Below are 18,190 nucleotides of genomic sequence, written 5' to 3'. Positions count from 1 at the left end.
TCATACAATATGCGCACCTAGAGAAAGGTGCAAATAATGAGTAATACCACCCCTGATTTCCAAGCCGATGAATTTCTATTAGATCATTATGTGGGCAAAACACCATTGGTACGCTTGCAGCGTCTTGCAAGTCATACCCAAGCCACGGTGTTGGCCAAATTGGAAGGCAACAATCCGGCAGGTTCAGTCAAAGACCGCCCAGCGTATAACATGATTATGCAGGCGGAAAAGCGCGGTCAGATCAAACCGGGTGATACCTTGATTGAAGCCACCAGCGGAAATACGGGGATTGCACTGGCCATGGTGGCTGCCATGCGTGGTTATCAGATGAAGCTGATCATGCCGAATAACATGAGTCAGGAACGTAAAGATGCCATGCGTGCCTATGGCGCCGAACTGATTGAAGTGACCAAAGAACAGGGCATGGAAGGAGCACGTGACCTGGCCCTGCAAATGCAGGCCGAAGGTAAAGGTCTGGTACTGAACCAGTTTGGCAACCCGGACAATGTCGAAGCGCATTACCTGACCACCGGACCGGAAATCTGGCAGCAAACTGGCGGTAAAATTACCCACTTTGTCAGCTCGATGGGGACCACCGGCACCATTATGGGGGTATCCAAATACCTGAAAGAAATGAATCCGGATATTCAGATTGTCGGTTTACAGCCTTCAGATGGTTCCAGCATTGCCGGTATTCGCCGCTGGCCGGAAGAATACTTACCAACCATTTTTGACCGCAGTCGTGTCGACCGGATTATTGATATTCCGCAAATTGAAGCCGAGCGGACCATGCGTAAACTGGCACAAAAAGAAGGTATCAGTGCCGGGACGTCATCGGGTGGTGCGGTCTGGGCTTCGCTGAAACTGGCAGAAGAAAACCCGGGTGCGGTGATTGTCTGTATTATCTGCGACCGGGGTGACCGTTATTTATCGACCGGTTTATTTTCAGTTCAAGATCCTGAATAAACCACTGTCAAGCTGTAGAGAAAATTATGCGTCTACCGGTGTTGGTATTTGATATTGAAACATGGACTGACCTGAAGTCGGGGGCGCATCTGTATGGTCTGGATTTGCCGGAGGCAGATCTGGAGCAGGCACTGATGAAGCTGCGCCGTCAGGAATCAGGTATGGATTTTCAGCGTTTGCCGCTGCATGAAATTGTCTGTATTTCCGGCCTGTGGATTGATGAAACCGGCTTAATGACCCTGTTTTCTTTTAGCCGGGAACAGTATACCGAAGCCGAAATCCTGAAAAAATTTCTGTCGATTTTTGACAAGCGTCATCCGACTCTGGTGAGCTGGAACGGTTCGCAGTTTGATTTGCCGGTGATTTTATATCGTGCCATGTATCATGGCCTGTCTGCGCCAAGTCTGTTTGATCAGGGCGAAATTGACACGCAAAAGCGCTATAATAACTACCAGAACCGCTATCATCAGCGGCATATTGACTTGATGGATGTGATGGCCATGTTTAATGGCCGGAATTTCCAGAAACTGGATGATATGGCGCATCTGCTGGGTTTTCCGGGTAAACGCGGTGAAGCCGGTTATCATGTGCCGGAATATATCCGCGCCGGTGAATGGCTCAAACTCACCAGCTATTGTGAAGGTGATGTGCTGAATACCTGGCTGATCTATCTGCGCTGGCTCTTGCTGAAAGGGCAGTTGCAGCTGGATGATCATCGCCTGTGGGTTCAGACCACCATCCAGTATTTATCCAGCCTGCCACAGCATGGCGAGTTCCTTGCAGCCTGGCGTCAGAATGCACAAGCCACAGACTTTACTGTTGCAGATTTCCCATCTTCCACACTTTAGGTGCTCATGAAACATCGTCCATCCGCTCGTCCAGCTCAACCCCTGATCCATACCTTTCAGGTTGAGTCGCTGTCCCATGAAGGGCGCGGGATTGCACACTATGGTTCACAGCCTGAGCATCCGCAGGATAAACACGGCAAGAAGGTGTTTATTCAAGGCGCCTTGCCGGGTGAAACAGTCAAAGCACGGATTCATCATGTCACCAAACGGTTAGAAGAAGCCGACTGTATCGAACTGTTATCTGCACCTGCCGAGATGCGGGTCGAGCCGCCGTGTCCGTATTTTGGTGTCTGTGGCGGCTGCAATATGCAGCATATCCAGCTGGATGAGCAGATTCGTTTAAAACAGGATGTACTCAAGTCGCACCTGCAGCATTTTGCCGGCATTCAACCGGATGAATGGCTGACACCGTTACGTTCAACCCGGGAGGATTATCGCCGCCGTGCCCGGATCGGGGTGCGTTATTTCCCGAATAAAGACAAACTGGTGGTCGGTTTCCGGGAACGCCAGAGCAACCGGCTGACCTCAATTGACCGCTGTCTGATTCTGGACCGTGAACTCGGTTCAATCACCCGCCTGAAACAACTACTCCAAAGTCTAAAAGGCAAAGCCGACATTGGTCATGTAGAATTGGCAATGGGTGACACGGAAATTGCCCTGTTGGTCCGGCATACGGAAAAATTATCTGAGTCAGATGTCAACCAACTGCTCAAATTTGCGTTACAGAAACAATGGCAACTGTATCTGCAGCCTGCGGGACCAGACAGTGTGCAACGTGTAGATCAACCTGATCAGGCCATGCGTCTGCATTATGCACTGCCGGAATTTGAGCTGAAATTTGCTTTCCATCCGCTGGATTTTACCCAGGTAAATTCCACCGTGAATCCGCAAATGGTCAAGCTGGCATGTGATTTGCTTCAGTTGCAGGCAGGTGAGCGTGTGCTGGATCTGTTTTGTGGATTAGGCAATTTCTCTTTACCTTTGGCGCGCTGTGTCGGCGAAAACGGTACGGTGGTTGGCGTGGAAGGTTCAGATGAAATGGTGCATCGTGGTGCGGAAAATGCCCAGCTGAACGGGTTAACTCAGGTGAAATTCTTTTCACAAGATTTAACAAAAGATTTTTCGCATCATTCTTGGGCAAATCAAGGATTTGATGCATTATTGATTGACCCTCCGCGCTCCGGTGCCGAGGAAGTCATGCATTATGTGCCCAAATTTGGTGCGGCAAGAATCGTTTATGTGTCATGTAATCCGGCTACACTTGCAAGGGATGCGGGGATGCTGGTGCAACAGGGCTATCGTTTAAGCAAAGCCGGGGTGATGGATATGTTTAGCCATACCGGTCATGTAGAATCGATTGCCTTATTTGAGCAGGAAAAATCAATAAACGATTTATAGAAAATGAAGTATATAGAGGTAGGAGTAGGGTATGGTCACAGTACGTGAACAACTTCCTGGACGATTAAACGAATTGTCTGAGGAAACGACTGTAGAACATGCCGAGCAAGCACGACAGGATCTGGCAGAATGGCTGGACCGGGTTCGTGACATCTTAGATGGGGCAGCATTAGCAAAACTCGAAGAAGTTGCCACCTATACGTTACAAAAAGAGCTGGAAACGACAGTCAAGCACCGGTCCAATACCTTGTATACCGGAATTGAAATGGCCGATATTCTGGCGCATTTGCATGTCGATGAAGATACCTTGTCGGCTGCCATGCTGTACCGCAGTGTGCGTGAAGGGGTGATGACCCTGGAAGAAGTGCGTGAGCATTTCGGTGACAGCGTACATACCCTGGTCAAAGGTACCCTGTCGATGGGTAAGCTGTCCGAGCTGATTGAAAAGAATAAACGGCTGGAAGATCACTTCAATAACAACCAGCGCGAGCATCTGACCGGCATTTATAAAATGCTGATTTCAGTCACTGAAGATGTGCGTGTGGTGCTGATCAAGCTGGCCGAGCGTACCTATGCCTTACGTGAACTGACCACTGCGTCCAAAGAGCGTCAGGAACGGGTCGCGCGTGAAATTCTGACCATTTACTCGCCGCTGGCGCACCGTCTGGGCATCGCCCAGTTAAAATGGGAGCTGGAAGATCTGGCTTTCCGTTATCTGGCGCCGGACCGTTATAAAGAAATTGCGTCTTTACTGAATGAAAAACGGCTGGAACGTGAGCAATATATCCAGTTTGTAATTGATAAGCTCAAGAGTGAACTGGCGGCGCATGGCATTGAGTCGGAAATTACCGGCCGGGTTAAACACATTTATTCGATTTATCGAAAAATGAAGAGCAAAGACCTGAGCTTCGACCAGCTTTATGACATTCGTGCAGTGCGGGTACTGGTCAAAACCATTCCGGAATGTTATCACTCGCTCGGTATCGTACATCAGCTGTGGCGGCATATTCCGCATCAGTTTGATGACTACATTACCAATCCGAAAGCCAATGGTTATCGCTCGCTACATACTGCAGTGATTGCTGAAAACAAGTCGCTGGAAGTGCAAATCCGTACCATGGAAATGCATGAAGAAGCGGAACTTGGCGTGTGTTCGCACTTTAACTATAAAGAAGGCAGCAAAACCACCGATCATTCCTTCAACCATCGTTTGCATTCTTTGCGTGCGGTGCTGGAGCATTATCAGGAGCGTAATGATGCCAGTGCGCATAAGTCCGATGATGAAACTGAAAACTTCGAGCAGCTGCAAGAGTTTGAAGATTTTGAAAAGATTTATGTGTTTAGCCGCGATGGGGATATTAAAGAATTACCGCGTGGCTCGACCGTGCTGGACTTTGCCTACCATGTGCATACAGAGGTTGGTAACAAGTGTTATGCCGCGCGGGTCAATCAGCGTTATGTGCCGCTGACCTATACCTTAAAAACCGGTGAACAGGTCGAAATTCTGACCAAGAAAGACCGTGAACCAAACCGTGACTGGCTGGTGAACTCACTTGGTTATATCAAGACTGCGCGGGCGCGTGACAAGTTACGCCACTGGTTCAGACAGCAGGACCGCAGCAAGAATCTGGAAATTGGCCGTGATATTCTGAATAAGGAATTGTCGCGTCTGGCGATTCACCCGAAAAGTATCGACTTGAATGATTACTGCAATCACTTTAATGTCAAACTCGGTGAAGACATTCTGATTGGTCTGGTCAATGGTGAAATCAGCCTGCATGCGCTGATTAACCAGGTTAACCGGCATATGCATCTGGATCAGGATGAACCGGAACTGGTATTAAAACCGACCCTGAATCCGCGAGCCAGCCATACCTTGTCGGCGCATGGTATTCTGATTGATGGTCTGGATAACGTTGAGCTGCATATTGCTCAGTGCTGCCAGCCGGTACATGGTGAATCCATTGCTGGTTATATTACCCTGAATCGCGGCGTCAGCATTCATAAGGTGGCTTGTCCGGATTATGTACGCATGATCAGCCAGGAGCCAGAACGTGCGGTCGAAGCCGACTGGGAAATGCAGCCAACCCGTGGTCAAAGCGTGCAGATTGTAGTGGAAGCCTATGATCGCCGTGGTCTGCTGAAAGATCTGACTCAGGTGATTTTCTCCGATCAGATTAATATTCGTCAGGTGAATACCATTTCCGAAAATGATGGTATTGCCAATATGAAGCTGTTAATTGAAGTCAAAGGGCTGGCGCAACTGTCACGTCTGCTGGCACGTTTGGAGCAGCAGCCGGGGATTATCAGCGCACGTCGTTTGGTACAGGGCAATTAAACTTTCTTTCTTATCTTTGAAAAAACCAGTGATCTTGATCGCTGGTTTTTGTTTATGCATGGAATGCGTGCACATATGAGCGCACAGATCATTTTAGAATTGGCCCGTCTGGCACAGATTGCACCGCAGCAGCCGGCGCTGGAGCGTAAAGCGTACATCCAGCAGCAGAAGCAGGCCATTTATGCTTTTCGTAACCAGCGCCTATCGGCCTATTTAAACGCGCCAATCTGCTCGGAAGATTTTGACCGTACTGCGTATGGCAAGCCGTTTTTGCCTGCGTATCCGCAGCTGGCCCTGAATCATAGTCACAGCCGTCAGCACTATGCACTGGCCTATAGCGAGCAGCTTCAAGATGTTGGGGTTGATGTTGAAGATCTGGATCGCAAGGTGCGCTTTGAGAGTCTGGCCAGGCACATGTTTCATCCGGCTGAATGGGAATTGTGGCAGGCTTATGGCCAGGAGACAGATTACTGGTTTAAGGTCTGGACCACCAAGGAGGCTGTTCTGAAAGCGTCAGGGCTGGGTATTCGCATGAGCCTGAACCAGCTGAATAGCGGGGTTCATCCGCATCAGCAGGGTGGATTCTGCCATCATGAGGGCTTGGGTACGTTTGCCTATCAGCATCTGAAGATTGGTGGCTGTATGCTGACCGTAGCCTGGCGTTCTGAACGTTCCTGCAAGGGATTTCAGTTTCCCAAGCTGCAACTGATCCGCCATTAAAAAAGCCCATCCGGAGATGGGCTTTTGCTGGTATGGGAGGGATAAGAATTAAGGAATTTCTTCCTCTTCAAATTCCGGTTTTACCTGCACAATAAAGTCTTGACGGTTCAGACCACGCCACAGTGCAAAGGCGGTACCAATATAAATCGAAGAATAAGTCCCGACAAAGACACCGACAAACATGGCAATCGAGAACCATTTCAGGCCATCACCGCCCATCAGCATCATCGCCACCACCACCAGTAACAGTGTCATCGAAGTGTGGATGGTACGACGTAAGGTTTCGGTTAAGGCAATGTTGACCACTTCCAGCGGCGAAGCGCCCCGAATTTTACGGAAGTTTTCACGAATACGGTCCGAGACCACAATGTTATCGTTGAGCGAGAAGCCGATAATTGCCAGCAGGGCTGCCAATACGGTCAGGTCAAACGGCCATTGCATCATCGCAAAAATACCCACAGTCACGATAATATCGTGGAACAGGGACAGCACCGCACCCATCGCCAGTTTAAACTCGAAGCGGATGGTGACGTAAATCAGCATCAGGATCAGTGCCAGTGCCACGGCACCTGCAGAACGTACATACAGCTCGTTACCGACCTGACCGCCGACCACATCAACCTTGGTCACATCGGCGCTGTTGCCCGGCAATTGTGCCGCTGCGGTAATGGTCTGGGTCAGGTCTTCGACCTCAATCTCGTCCTGCACCGGCATACGCACCATCAGGTCACGTTCAGAACCCAGGGTTTGTACCACTGGATCACGGAAACCGGCCTGCGTCAGGGCAGAAGAGACATCGCTGGCTTTCACCGGATTGCTGTAGTTCAGCTCTGCGGCAATACCGCCGGTAAAGTCCAGACCCAGATTTAAGCCTTTGGTGGCAATAAAGAAGATGCTGGCCACGGTTAAAATGATCGAAAGCAATGCCGCCGGCAACGCAATCTTCATAAACGGAATGACGCGCTCATCATCCGGACGGCCGTATTTTTTCGGATTCAGTTGAGTATTCTCAGTCATCATCGATCTCCTTAAATGCTCAACTTTTTCAGGTTACGGCGTTTGCCATAAATGATCTGTACAATCGCACGGGTTACGGTAATGGCCGTAAACATCGAGCAGACAATACCAATCATTAAGGTCACGGCGAAGCCTTTAATCGGGCCGGTACCAATTGCGAACAGAATGAACGCCACCAGGAAGGTGGTTAAGTTCGAGTCGAAAATGGTGTTATAGGCCCGGTCATAACCGGCTACAATGGCCTGTTTTGGTGAGGCTCCCCATTTGATTTCTTCCCGTATTCGCTCACAGATCAGCACGTTGGCATCGACTGCCATACCAATGGTAATGACGATACCGGCAATACCTGGCAAGGTTAAAGAAGCACCAATCCATGACATCACTGTCAGGATCATCGCCAGGTTAAATACCAGCGCGAAGTTGGCAATCACACCAAACAGACGGAAGAACACCACCATCCAGATCGCAACCAGAATAAAACCGATCTGGGTCGAGGTTACGCCCTTGTCGATATTTTCCTGACCCAGACTAGGACCAATCACACGTTCTTCAACGAAGTACATTGGCGCAGCCAGGGCACCGGCACGTAGCATTAATGCCAGTTCAGCCGCTTCTTGCGGTGAATCCAGACCGGTAATCCGGAACTGTGAACCCAACACTGCCTGAATGGTCGCGGCGTTGATCACTACAGATTCTGTATATGGGGTACGCACTTCAGTCTGGACGCCGGTTTCCGGATCAGTTACATAGCTGATGCGCTGCTTGTTCTCAATGAACAGAACCGCCATACGTTTACCGACCGCATTACGGGTCGCGTCTGCCATCAGCTTACCGCCTGCAGAGTCGAGGGTAATATTTACCTCGGCACCGCCAGTATCCTGACTAAAGCCACTCGATGCATTCTGTACGCGCTCACCGGTTAAAATACGGCTACGGTTCAGCAGCAACTGACGGCCACTGTCGAGCGATTCAAAGGCAAAGGCTTCAGTGCCCGGTGGTAAGGTCTGGCTGCTGAGCTGACCGGTATACGGGTCAATATGCTGATCATTCAGATCAGAGACCAGACGGAATTCCAGGTTCGCAGTACGACCCAGAACACGCTTGGCTTCAGCGGTATCCTGTACACCCGGCAATTCCACCACAATACGGTTGCTGCCTTGGGTTTGGACCAGCGCTTCGGCCACACCTAACTCGTTAATACGGTTACGTAGCGTGGTCAAGTTCTGGTTCACGGCATAGGATTCAATTTCCTGCTTGCGCGTGTCGGTATAGGTCAGGCGCAACATGGCACCATCTGTGGTGGCCAGTGCCTGCTGGTTAAACTCGTTGCCGTTACGGCGCAAGAAGTCCATTACGGCTGAGCGGTCATCATTGTTGGCGAACTGCACGGTAATGGTGTTGTTATTCAAAGACAGGCTGTTGAATTTCAGCTTGTTGTCGCGCAGTTGGCGACGTAGGTCAGTCGCAGAGGTTTCCATGCGCTGGCTGATGGCCTTGTCCATATCCACTTCCAGCAGGAAGTGAACACCACCACGCAAGTCCAGACCCAGTTTCATTGGCTTGGCGCCAATTTTCTGTAGCCATTCAGGAGTGGTTGGCGCCAGGTTGAGGGCCACGACATAATCATCACCCAAGCCCTGACGTAATGCATCTTTGGCTTTAAGCTGTGCTTCGCTTGAGTCCAGACGCAACAGGGCTGCGTTATTGGTAAAGCTGTTGTCATGGCTGGCAATATTTTCTGATTTTAGAATTTGCTCTGCTTTTTGTACGATGCTTTGGTCAATTTGGGTACCGGCTTTGGCCCCAGAAATCTGAACCGCAGGTTCATCTGGATACAAACTTGGCAGGGCATATAATGTACTCACCACCAGAACCACAAGGATGAGTAGATATTTCCATGCTGGGTAACGCATTTAATTTTCTTCTTAAAATGAAAAAGTCGTGCGGGCGCACGACTAATTTTTGATTAAAGGTTGTTTAATGTGCCTTCAGGCAGAACTGAAATCACACTGGCACGCTGAATTTTTACTTCTACGCCGCGGTTCAGTTCAACCACTGCAAAATCACCTTCAAGTTTGGTGATTTTACCCATCAGGCCACCAGCAAACACCACTTCGCTGCCTACGCCCAGGCTGTCGATCAGGGCGCGGTGTTCTTTGGCACGTTTTGATTGCGGGCGCCAAATCAGGAAGTAGAAAATTGCAATAAATACTGCAATCATCAAAAGGTTAGCAACCATGCTTGGTTGTTGTGCAGCTTCACCTGCTGCGTGAGCAGTAGAAATAAAAAGGCTCATTTCATTTTCCTAAACTAAAAACTGGAATCAATAACATTGATAATAAATTGACTTGTTCTGCAATTTACCCTGTCTTTTTCTTCAGCGCAAATACTGAAAAGATTAATCTTGCGGACAAGGCGGCACATCCAGACCGCGACGGGCGTAAAAGTCCTGTACAAAGTCATCAAAAGTGCCATTGTCCAAGGCATTACGGATATCTTGGGTAAAGCGTTGGTAATAGCGCAGGTTATGGATGGTACCGAGCATTGAACCGAGCATCTCGCCGCATTTTTCCAGATGGAACAGGTAGGCGCGGGTAAAGTTCTTGCAGGTATAACAGTCACAGTGCGGATCGAGCGGGCTCTGGTCATGACGGTATTTGCTGTTACGAATCCGTACCAGACCATCGGTCACGAAATAATGACCATTACGGGCATTCCGGGTTGGCATTACGCAGTCAAACATATCCACCCCGCGGCGAATACCTTCCACGATATCTTCCGGTTTGCCGACACCCATCAGGTAACGTGGTTTATCTTCCGGCATTTTGTTCGGCAGATAATCCAGCACCTTGATCATTTCTTCTTTCGGTTCACCCACCGACAGACCGCCAATGGCATAGCCATCAAAACCGACTTCTAGCAGACCATTTAAAGATTCATCACGTAAATCTTCATACATCCCGCCCTGAATAATCCCGAACAGGGCATTTTTATTTTCAAGGACATTGTGATGATGTTCTTTACAGCGTTTGGCCCAGCGTAATGACAGCTGTAAGGACTTTTGTGCTTCTTCATGGGTCGCTGGATACGGCGTACATTCATCAAAAATCATGACGATGTCCGAGTTCAGGACCTTCTGGATTTCCATGGAAATTTCTGGAGAAAGGAATACTTTGGAGCCGTCAATCGGTGAACGGAAAGTCACGCCTTCTTCTTTAATCTTGCGCATGGCGCCCAGACTAAAGACCTGGAAACCGCCAGAATCGGTCAGAATCGGCTTGTCCCATTTCATGAATTCGTGCAGGCCACCATGTTCTTTAATGACATCCAGACCTGGACGCAAATACAGATGGAAGGTGTTGCCTAAAATAATTTGTGCTTGAATGTCTTCAATATCACGCGGGAGCATGCCTTTAACGGTGCCATAGGTGCCGACAGGCATAAACACAGGGGTTTCCACCACACCATGTTCAAGAGTTAAACGACCACGACGGGCGCGCCCCGACTGACCTAATTTCTCAAACTTCATATATGTTCCAAATCAAGGCGAAAAAACAGTTCGCTGATTGTTCATGCTAAAAGTGGACTATTTTCCTAGATTATGCACGGAATTACCAGTTGAGATACGTTTTCCTTGGTAAAAATTACGAGTGAATATTTTGCTCAAATTCATTGTGCTTATATGGCGTAAATTTCTGAATATGCGGGTAATTTCTTCTTTATTGGTTTACTTTATTTTGATTTTATATTGTGAGTAAGTTTTATTTATTTTTGCTCAACTACATGGTTGTGTCAAAGCTGAAGAAGAAAATGTCAATAAGACAGAACAAATTGTAGTCAAAGCTCACTTAAGTTGTTACATTGTAATTAAAATAAATTCATAGGGTGGGCTATGAGTGAAATAAACAGTGCATTAAAAGAAGACCAATTCTATAAAACGCTTTTGGAAACCACGAATGCAATTCCCTGGCAGATTAACTGGAAAACCAAAGCTTTTAGCTACATCGGTCCACAAATTGAGCCTTTACTGGGTTGGACGCAAGACAGTTGGAAAACTGCACAAGATTGGATTGATCGGATGCATCCTGAAGATCGAGATAAGACCGTAAATATGTGTGTGAGTTTGTCTGATCAAGGTACAGACCACGAAGCTGATTATCGTGCCTTAACCGCTACAGGAAATTATGTCTGGATTCGTGATGTGGTGCATGTGATTCGTGAAAATGATGAAACTGTAGCGATTATCGGGTTTATGTTTGATATTTCTGCACGTAAACAGATGGAGTTGGAACTCGAAGCATTGAGTCGTAAAAATCTGGCTTTGAGCTTACAAGACCCGCTGACCTTGGTTGCTAATCGAAAGGCGCTCAGCGAGTGTATAGAGAATGAATTTAAACGAGCTTCACGTCATCAACATGCCTTGTCTATGCTGTTTATCGACATCGACCATTTTAAGCCTTATAACGACAATTATGGGCATTTGCAGGGTGATCACTGTTTGATTAGCGTGGCGCAGTTGCTTAAACAACACTTTGCGCGTGCATCTGACTTTGTGGCTCGCTTTGGTGGTGAAGAATTCGTGGTGCTATTGCCTGAAACGCCGCTGGCAGATGCCGTGCAACTTGCTGAAAACTTTAGGCAGGCAGTATATGCACTGGAAATTCCACATACCAAGACGGGGGAAATCACCCAAGTCACTGTGAGTATTGGCGCAAATAGCTATCATCAAAATCAGCAGTATCACAATGTGGTCGATTTTCTGCATTCAGCCGATGAATTATTGTATTTGGCAAAAAATAAGGGGCGTAATCAGGTGCAGTATCTGACACAGTCAAGTGTTTAGTTGAAATCTGAAAAAAACAGCAAGCTTCGTGCTTGCTGTTTTATTGACCTATCAAAAATAACTTAAAAGTTTGGACGATAATCAAAACTTTGCGCTGCACTGTTATCACGAAAAGCGCGCACTGGTTTTTTGGCTGTGGTTGCCGTATTGATCATGTTGTTAGGAAAGACCTGAATATAATTATTAAATAGTTCGACATTGCGGTTATAAATAGTAATTGCAGCACCGACATTTTCATTTTGCTCATCAATTTCATGCATCATTTTTAAATACAGTTGATCGGCTTTTAACTCAGGATAATTTTCGACCACCACATTCAAGCTGCGCATCAATTCTTTGCTTAAGGCTTCAACACGTTGTAATTGATGAACATCAGCATTGGTGATGTTTAGGTTCATAATATTTTGACGCAGTTCAGTCACTTTTTCTAAAGTACCTTTTTCCATGCCTGCATATTGTTCGACCACTGGCGCAAGTTCTTCGAGTGTTTTTAATTTCTGTCGTTCAAAACTTGTCACATCTGCCCAAGCGCGGATAGTAGCGTTGTGGTGGCGTACGATATTGTTACGAATCATGATACCTAGAATCACCAATATGATAACAACCAAAAGAAAAATTGCGATACCCATGCTTTGCCCCAAGATGATTTTCTTAGTCTAGAAAATCGACCAGATCTGTCTGTAATTGTTCTAAATAAGGTAATTTAAAAGTGCGTAAGTGTCCACGCAATGCGGAAATATCTTGAATATTTTTTGCTCTACTGGAAATTTCAAACAGGTTGCGATTGCCTAAAAAACACAGCGTGTTACGCTCAGGGTGAAATAACAAATCACCTTGTTGATGCTGAAAAAAATCATCTAGTTTTAACACCATTGCAGGGCTGAGCGTACGCGCCAGTTGAATTGCATCACTACCAAAAAAATTGAGTTTTTGATTTAGACAAATATCACTGGTATGCCACGGCACATGATAAGGCGCACCAAAGGATTTATTGTTTGAGGTCACTGCTAAACCTTGTAGTTGCACATCAAAGACAAATACGCCCGATAAATAGCGCACGACTTCACGAACTTTGTAGTCATTGCCATTTTGATCTTTAATGCGGGTTTCGCTGACATAGCGATATTCAAACACCAAAACCTGATGCTGCTTGCCTTGTTCATCTTGCCAAACAGTACTGGCGTAACGGCGAATTTCATTAGACAGATTCCCTAAATTAAATAAGGGAAACAGACTTTTTAAATGAGCAATCAAATAAACGGGTTGTAAGGTGCGGGAAAGATGTTGCGGCGGTTGCTGCCATGCCAGTTGATAGCGTTGCGCAATGCTTTCCTGTTCTAAAAAAGTGATAACTTCTTCAATGGGGTCGTCTTGCTCATAGGTAATAAATGCCCAAAAAATACAGACTACACCAATCAGTAAACAAAATTGCAGCCAAATATTGCTCGGTTGAATCAAGAGCAATAAGCAGAACAACACCCCTATAATACCAAGCAAAATAGGCAAAACATTTTCAAACTTGAGGGTGATGTCATCTTGCCAAGGGTGCAAACCATCCAAAATTTCTTGATGGCTTTGCGCTTTTTTTCCTATATCCCATAACCGAGCGATATTGCGAAATACCCGCTGATTCTTCTTACGTCGAATATGAATGGAGTGTTTCACGGTATCGAGCGGCATGGCGATATCTTTTACAGTTTGAAAATTAAGACTGAGCTTGATCAATCAGCATGGCATCGCCATAACTAAAGAAACGATAGCGTTCAGCCACAGCATGTTGATACGCCCGCATGACATTTTCACGGCTCGAAAGCGCAGACACCAACATTAATAAGGTGGATTCAGGCAAGTGGAAATTGGTGATCAAACGATCCACCACTTTAAATTTATAGCCCGGATAAATGAAAATCTGGGTATCACCGGTCCAGGCGGCCAGTGTGCCGCCATGTGCCTGTGCTGCACTTTCGACCGCACGGGTGGCTGTGGTACCAACTGAAATGACTTTATTGCCACGTGCTTTGGCCTGCTGGATCATCTCCACAGCGGCGGCTGGTACATCACACCATTCGCTGTGCATGATATGGTTTTCAATATCAGTAGTACGTACCGGCAGGAAGGTTCCAGCACCGACGTGCAAGGTTACAAAGGTTTTTTGAATGCCTTTGGCTTCAAGCTTGGCCAGCAGTTCGGCATCAAAATGCAGGCTGGCAGTCGGGGCAGCGACACTGGCCAGTTTGGTCGGATCATTAAATACGGTTTGATAGCGTTCGGTATCAATCGCTTCTGCTTCACGGTTAAAGTACGGCGGAATGGGCAGGGCGCCGTAGCGATCCAGCACCTCTAGAATGGGCTGGGAAAACTCGACAATAAACAGGTTCTCATGCCGGCCTTGTACCGTGACTTTCACTTCATCTGGACCAATGAAGAGTTCAGCACCGGCTTTTGGTGAATTGCTGGCTTTAATATGGCAATGCGCAATAAACTGATCTTGCATGCGTTCAACCAGCACTTCCACAGCGCCGCCGGTAGCACGTTTACCTTTCAGGCGAGCTTTCATGACTTTGGTGTCATTTAAGACCAGCACATCGCCAGCTTCAAGTAAGTCGACAAGATCGGTAAATTGATGGTCTTGATACTGACCTTCGGCATTGACATGCAGCAGACGCGAGGCGCTGCGCTGTTCCAGCGGGTAACGGGCAATCAGTTCATCAGGGAGATCGAAATTAAAATCAGAAAGTTGCATGGTTAAATAAATGCGCAAAACAATAACAGGATTGGGCGTAGTATATGCGTTTTTCGGTTTTATCGCTGAAATTGCCTAATTATAAGACAAAAAAAATCGGGTTGATTTATTTTTAAACAAATATGGGAGGCGAGCGTTGACAAGCGGGTGAAACAGTTTATTATACGCATCAACACCTTCCCGAGGTGGTGAAATTGGTAGACGCGGCGGACTCAAAATCCGCTGTCAGAGATGACGTGTCGGTTCGAGTCCGACCCTCGGGACCACAGATTCTAAAGAGCCCCAAGCATATTCAGACTTGGGGTTTTTTATTGCCTGAAAAATAAGAAGAATCAGATTATTCTAAAAAATGTTCGGGTGTCGTAACGTGGAAAGGATGAATAATCAAGATACCTATCAAGATATAAGTAAATAGCTCCACCTTTTACGGCATCACTGAATGGTTAAATTCATCCCTGATCGCTTGTTAATCTAATGGTATTAAACATAAAAAACCGGCGCCTTAGCACCGGTTTTTTTATGAGCTGACTAACAAAGGTCAGTCAAATTCAATTTAAGCTTGTAATGAAGCCAGCGTTGCATTCAAGGTTTCGCTTGGACGCATCACGGCATTTACTTTCGTTTGATCTACCGCGTAGTAACCGCCGATATCTACTGATTTGCCTTGGACTTCTGCAAGTTCAGCCACGATTTTCTCTTCATTTGCAGCTAAAGCTTGTGCAAGTGGAGCAAATTTCGCTTTCAGTTCAGCATCTTCGTCTTGTGCAGCAAGTTCTTCTGCCCAGAATTTTGCCAGGTAGAAGTGGCTGCCACGGTTGTCCAGCTCGCCAGTACGACGTGATGGAGACTTGTCGTTGTCCAGCAGCTTGCCTGTTGCAGCATCTAAAGTCTTCGCTAGAAGTTTCGCTTTCGCGTTGTCTTCTTTAATGCCAAGCTCTTCTAGAGATACCGCCAGTGCCAGGAACTCTCCTAAAGAATCCCAACGTAAGTGGTTTTCTTCAACCAGCTGTTGTACGTGTTTCGGCGCAGAACCACCAGCACCTGTTTCGTACATACCGCCACCAGCCATTAACGGCACGATTGACAGCATCTTCGCAGATGTACCCAGTTCCATAATCGGGAACAGGTCAGTCAGGTAGTCACGTAAGATGTTACCGGTTACAGAAATCGTATCTAAACCACGAGCAACGCGCTCAAGCGTATAACGCATCGCACGAACTTGTGACATGATCTGAATATCTAAACCAGTCGTATCGTGATCTTTTAAGTATTTTTGAACTTTCTTGATCACTTCGTTTTCGTGTGGACGGTACGGGTCTAACCAGAAGATTGCTGGCATACCAGAGTTACGTGCACGTGTTACTGCAAGTTTAACCCAGTCGCGGATTGGGGCGTCTTTCACCTGACACATACGCCAGATATCGCCTTCTTCCACGTTTTGAGTCATCAACACTTCACCCGTGTCAATGTCGGTGATGTTTGCAACACCCGCAGCAGGAACTTCAAAAGTCTTGTCGTGTGAACCGTATTCTTCAGCTTTTTGCGCCATCAAACCTACGTTTGGCACAGTACCCATGGTACGTGGGTCGAAGTTGCCATTCCATTTGCAGAAATTGATCATTTCTTGGTAAATACGCGCGAAAGTAGACTCCGGCATTACTGCTTTACAATCATAAGGCTTACCGTCCGCACCCCACATTTTACCACCACCACGAATCATTGCAGGCATAGAAGCATCTACAATGACGTCGTTTGGAGAATGGAAGTTGGTGATGCCTTTTGCAGAATCCACCATTGCAAGTGCAGGGCGGTGTTCTTGGCATGCGTGTAAATCTTCGATGATTTCTTCACGTAAAGAAGTTGGTAAGGTTTCGATCTTTTCATAAAGACCTGCCATACCGTTGTTGACGTTAATGCCAAGTTCTTCAAACAATTTACCGTGTTTTTCAAACGCTTCTTTATAGTAAATTTTCACACAGTGACCGAATACAATCGGGTGTGAAACTTTCATCATGGTCGCTTTTACGTGTAAAGAGAACAAAATGCCTGCTTCTTTACAATCATCCAATTCTTTTTCATAGAAGTCGCAAAGCGCTTTCTTGCTCATGAACATAGAATCGATGATTTCGCCATCAAGTAACGCTACTTTTTCTTTCAATACAATGGTTTCACCAGAATGAGTGATGAGTTCCATTTTTACGTTACGTGCGCGGTCAAGCGTCATTGATTTTTCGCCATGGTAGAAGTCGCCTTCATTCATGTGTGAAACGTGAGTTTGTGACCATTGCTTCCATTCACCCATAGAGTGCGGGTGTTTTTTCGCGTAGTTCTTTACCGCAGTTGGTGCGCGACGGTCAGAGTTACCTTCACGTAATACCGGGTTTACGGCAGAGCCCAGGCATTTGCCATAACGGGTCTTGATTGCCTTTTCTTCCTCAGTGGTCGGATTTTCAGGGTAATCAGGAACCGCATAGCCTTTAGACTGAAGTTCTTTAATACATGCAGTCAACTGAGCAACAGAAGCACTGATGTTTGGAAGTTTGATGATGTTCGTATCTGGATCTTGTGTAAGACGACCTAGCTCTGCGAGGTTGTCAGTGACCTTTTGCTCGTCGGTAAGGTAGTCAGAAAATTCTGCGAGCACGCGTGCGGCCACGGAGATGTCACTTTTAACGATCTCTACGCCGGCCGGCTTAGTAAAGGTCTCAATAATCGGCAGCAGCGAATAAGTCGCCAGTAATGGCGCCTCGTCAGTCAGTGTGTAAATGATGGTTGACTTTCCACCAGCCATATATAGCCCCTTGCGTTGATTGAGTTTTGAGGGGGTGAAAGTGATGAATCAGCCCCTGCGAACCGGTTTGCTTAAGTAAAACCTTGAGAGTATCGACCCTCAAGCCTTTTCAGTCAACGTAATATCCGTGATAACGACATTTCGCTGAAAAATGATGCATTTTAATTCGTGATATTTGTGCCTGATTTAAATGCACACTTGCCTGTTTGGGGAAGAAAAACACTAAAAAAAGCCATCTTTCCCCTCAAATCCGATCATTCTATCCAGCATATCTGCGTATTAGATTTGAATGATCAACCTGTTTTTTTCAATACCAAGAAGACAGGTCGATAATGCGATGAAGATTCACTGATCAGGCGGATATATTATCGTCCAAAAACATGAACAGAATATGTAAAACTAAAGTAACGTGCTGATCCCATCATCCGGTGAAAATTAACCCGGAAATTCTCTTAAAAATCCGATGAGTTTAAAGAAATCATACCTATTACCACACTGAAAAAAAAGTGTATAAAAATGTGCCAAT

14 protein-coding genes and 1 tRNA gene are annotated in these 18,190 nt (G+C 46.7%); 7 read left to right on the top strand and 8 right to left on the bottom strand.

What is annotated here, in order from left to right; all coding sequences use genetic code 11:
* The first annotated feature begins 36 nt into the window (after positions 1-36).
* The 5 genes from cysM to ACVLR6_RS11880 all read left to right on the top strand — a co-directional run bounded on the left by cysM (position 37) and on the right by ACVLR6_RS11880 (position 6,270).
* Positions 37-966, top strand: coding sequence for a cysteine synthase CysM (cysM, locus tag ACVLR6_RS11900; RefSeq protein ID WP_160240986.1), 930 nt, complete (start codon positions 37-39; stop codon positions 964-966).
* Positions 967-992: 26 nt separating this feature from the next.
* Positions 993-1,814: a 3'-5' exonuclease gene (locus ACVLR6_RS11895; protein ID WP_160240987.1), complete on the top strand. Its 822-nt coding sequence runs from the start codon at positions 993-995 to the stop codon at positions 1,812-1,814.
* 6 nt (positions 1,815-1,820) lie between these two features.
* Entirely contained in the window at positions 1,821-3,212 is a 1,392-nt protein-coding gene (gene rlmD / locus ACVLR6_RS11890; protein WP_160240988.1) for a 23S rRNA (uracil(1939)-C(5))-methyltransferase RlmD, read from the top strand.
* 31 nt (positions 3,213-3,243) lie between these two features.
* Positions 3,244-5,550, top strand: coding sequence for a RelA/SpoT family protein (locus ACVLR6_RS11885; protein WP_045796610.1), 2,307 nt, complete (start codon positions 3,244-3,246; stop codon positions 5,548-5,550).
* A gap of 75 nt (positions 5,551-5,625) precedes the next feature.
* The gene (locus tag ACVLR6_RS11880) at positions 5,626-6,270 is read left to right on the top strand and encodes a 4'-phosphopantetheinyl transferase family protein (protein WP_034597905.1); all 645 of its coding nucleotides are present in this window, start codon (positions 5,626-5,628) and stop codon (positions 6,268-6,270) included.
* A 48-nt stretch (positions 6,271-6,318) separates the two neighbouring features.
* Here the strand turns inward: ACVLR6_RS11880 and secF are convergent, their stop codons facing one another.
* The 4 genes from secF to tgt form a co-directional block, all read right to left on the bottom strand.
* On the bottom strand, positions 6,319-7,290 hold the full coding sequence (gene secF / locus ACVLR6_RS11875; protein ID WP_171065090.1) for a protein translocase subunit SecF: 972 nt from the start codon (positions 7,288-7,290) through the stop codon (positions 6,319-6,321).
* 8 nt (positions 7,291-7,298) lie between these two features.
* A complete protein-coding gene (gene secD, locus ACVLR6_RS11870; RefSeq protein ID WP_016658621.1) occupies positions 7,299-9,200 on the bottom strand; it encodes a protein translocase subunit SecD in 1,902 nt (633 codons plus the stop codon).
* Between the two features lie 53 nt (positions 9,201-9,253).
* A complete protein-coding gene (gene yajC / locus ACVLR6_RS11865) occupies positions 9,254-9,583 on the bottom strand; it encodes a preprotein translocase subunit YajC (protein ID WP_005180065.1) in 330 nt (109 codons plus the stop codon).
* Between the two features lie 102 nt (positions 9,584-9,685).
* A complete protein-coding gene (gene tgt / locus ACVLR6_RS11860) occupies positions 9,686-10,816 on the bottom strand; it encodes a tRNA guanosine(34) transglycosylase Tgt (protein ID WP_045796613.1) in 1,131 nt (376 codons plus the stop codon).
* 363 nt (positions 10,817-11,179) lie between these two features.
* Here tgt and ACVLR6_RS11855 point away from each other — a divergent pair, with 363 nt between their 5' ends.
* Positions 11,180-12,130, top strand: coding sequence for a sensor domain-containing diguanylate cyclase (locus ACVLR6_RS11855; protein ID WP_455995285.1), 951 nt, complete (start codon positions 11,180-11,182; stop codon positions 12,128-12,130).
* 62 nt (positions 12,131-12,192) lie between these two features.
* On the opposite strand, the gene ACVLR6_RS11850 is transcribed toward ACVLR6_RS11855, so the two are convergent.
* From ACVLR6_RS11850 to queA, 3 genes are read right to left on the bottom strand one after another with little or no spacing between them, the layout of a single operon-like run.
* Positions 12,193-12,759, bottom strand: a complete 567-nt coding sequence (locus ACVLR6_RS11850; RefSeq protein ID WP_075174849.1) for a LemA family protein — start codon at positions 12,757-12,759, stop codon at positions 12,193-12,195.
* Between the two features lie 22 nt (positions 12,760-12,781).
* Positions 12,782-13,810, bottom strand: coding sequence for a hypothetical protein (locus tag ACVLR6_RS11845; RefSeq protein WP_160240993.1), 1,029 nt, complete (start codon positions 13,808-13,810; stop codon positions 12,782-12,784).
* A 25-nt stretch (positions 13,811-13,835) separates the two neighbouring features.
* On the bottom strand, positions 13,836-14,873 hold the full coding sequence (gene queA / locus ACVLR6_RS11840) for a tRNA preQ1(34) S-adenosylmethionine ribosyltransferase-isomerase QueA (protein ID WP_163141236.1): 1,038 nt from the start codon (positions 14,871-14,873) through the stop codon (positions 13,836-13,838).
* Positions 14,874-15,052: 179 nt separating this feature from the next.
* Between queA and ACVLR6_RS11835 the strand changes: the two genes are divergently transcribed.
* Positions 15,053-15,139: transfer RNA gene (locus ACVLR6_RS11835), tRNA-Leu, on the top strand.
* Positions 15,140-15,426: 287 nt separating this feature from the next.
* On the opposite strand, the gene ACVLR6_RS11830 is transcribed toward ACVLR6_RS11835, so the two are convergent.
* Positions 15,427-17,664, bottom strand: coding sequence for an NADP-dependent isocitrate dehydrogenase (locus tag ACVLR6_RS11830; protein ID WP_168397773.1), 2,238 nt, complete (start codon positions 17,662-17,664; stop codon positions 15,427-15,429).
* Positions 17,665-18,190: the final 526 nt, after the last annotated feature.

The sequence above is a fragment of the Acinetobacter sp. T63 genome, assembly GCF_053852345.1.
The sequence above is the reverse complement of the archived record's forward strand: the minus strand, read 5'-3'. Positions and strand labels throughout refer to the sequence as shown.

Coding starts and splice junctions, on each gene's coding strand:
- ACVLR6_RS11845 (WP_160240993.1), bottom strand. CDS start 13,810: ATGCCGCTCGATACCGTGAAACACTCCATTCATATTCGACGTAAGAAG.
- ACVLR6_RS11885 (WP_045796610.1), top strand. CDS start 3,244: ATGGTCACAGTACGTGAACAACTTCCTGGACGATTAAACGAATTGTCT.
- rlmD (WP_160240988.1), top strand. CDS start 1,821: ATGAAACATCGTCCATCCGCTCGTCCAGCTCAACCCCTGATCCATACC.
- ACVLR6_RS11880 (WP_034597905.1), top strand. CDS start 5,626: ATGAGCGCACAGATCATTTTAGAATTGGCCCGTCTGGCACAGATTGCA.
- queA (WP_163141236.1), bottom strand. CDS start 14,873: ATGCAACTTTCTGATTTTAATTTCGATCTCCCTGATGAACTGATTGCC.
- ACVLR6_RS11830 (WP_168397773.1), bottom strand. CDS start 17,664: ATGGCTGGTGGAAAGTCAACCATCATTTACACACTGACTGACGAGGCG.
- ACVLR6_RS11855 (WP_455995285.1), top strand. CDS start 11,180: ATGAGTGAAATAAACAGTGCATTAAAAGAAGACCAATTCTATAAAACG.
- ACVLR6_RS11895 (WP_160240987.1), top strand. CDS start 993: ATGCGTCTACCGGTGTTGGTATTTGATATTGAAACATGGACTGACCTG.
- secF (WP_171065090.1), bottom strand. CDS start 7,290: ATGATGACTGAGAATACTCAACTGAATCCGAAAAAATACGGCCGTCCG.
- yajC (WP_005180065.1), bottom strand. CDS start 9,583: ATGAGCCTTTTTATTTCTACTGCTCACGCAGCAGGTGAAGCTGCACAA.
- secD (WP_016658621.1), bottom strand. CDS start 9,200: ATGCGTTACCCAGCATGGAAATATCTACTCATCCTTGTGGTTCTGGTG.
- tgt (WP_045796613.1), bottom strand. CDS start 10,816: ATGAAGTTTGAGAAATTAGGTCAGTCGGGGCGCGCCCGTCGTGGTCGT.
- cysM (WP_160240986.1), top strand. CDS start 37: ATGAGTAATACCACCCCTGATTTCCAAGCCGATGAATTTCTATTAGAT.
- ACVLR6_RS11850 (WP_075174849.1), bottom strand. CDS start 12,759: ATGGGTATCGCAATTTTTCTTTTGGTTGTTATCATATTGGTGATTCTA.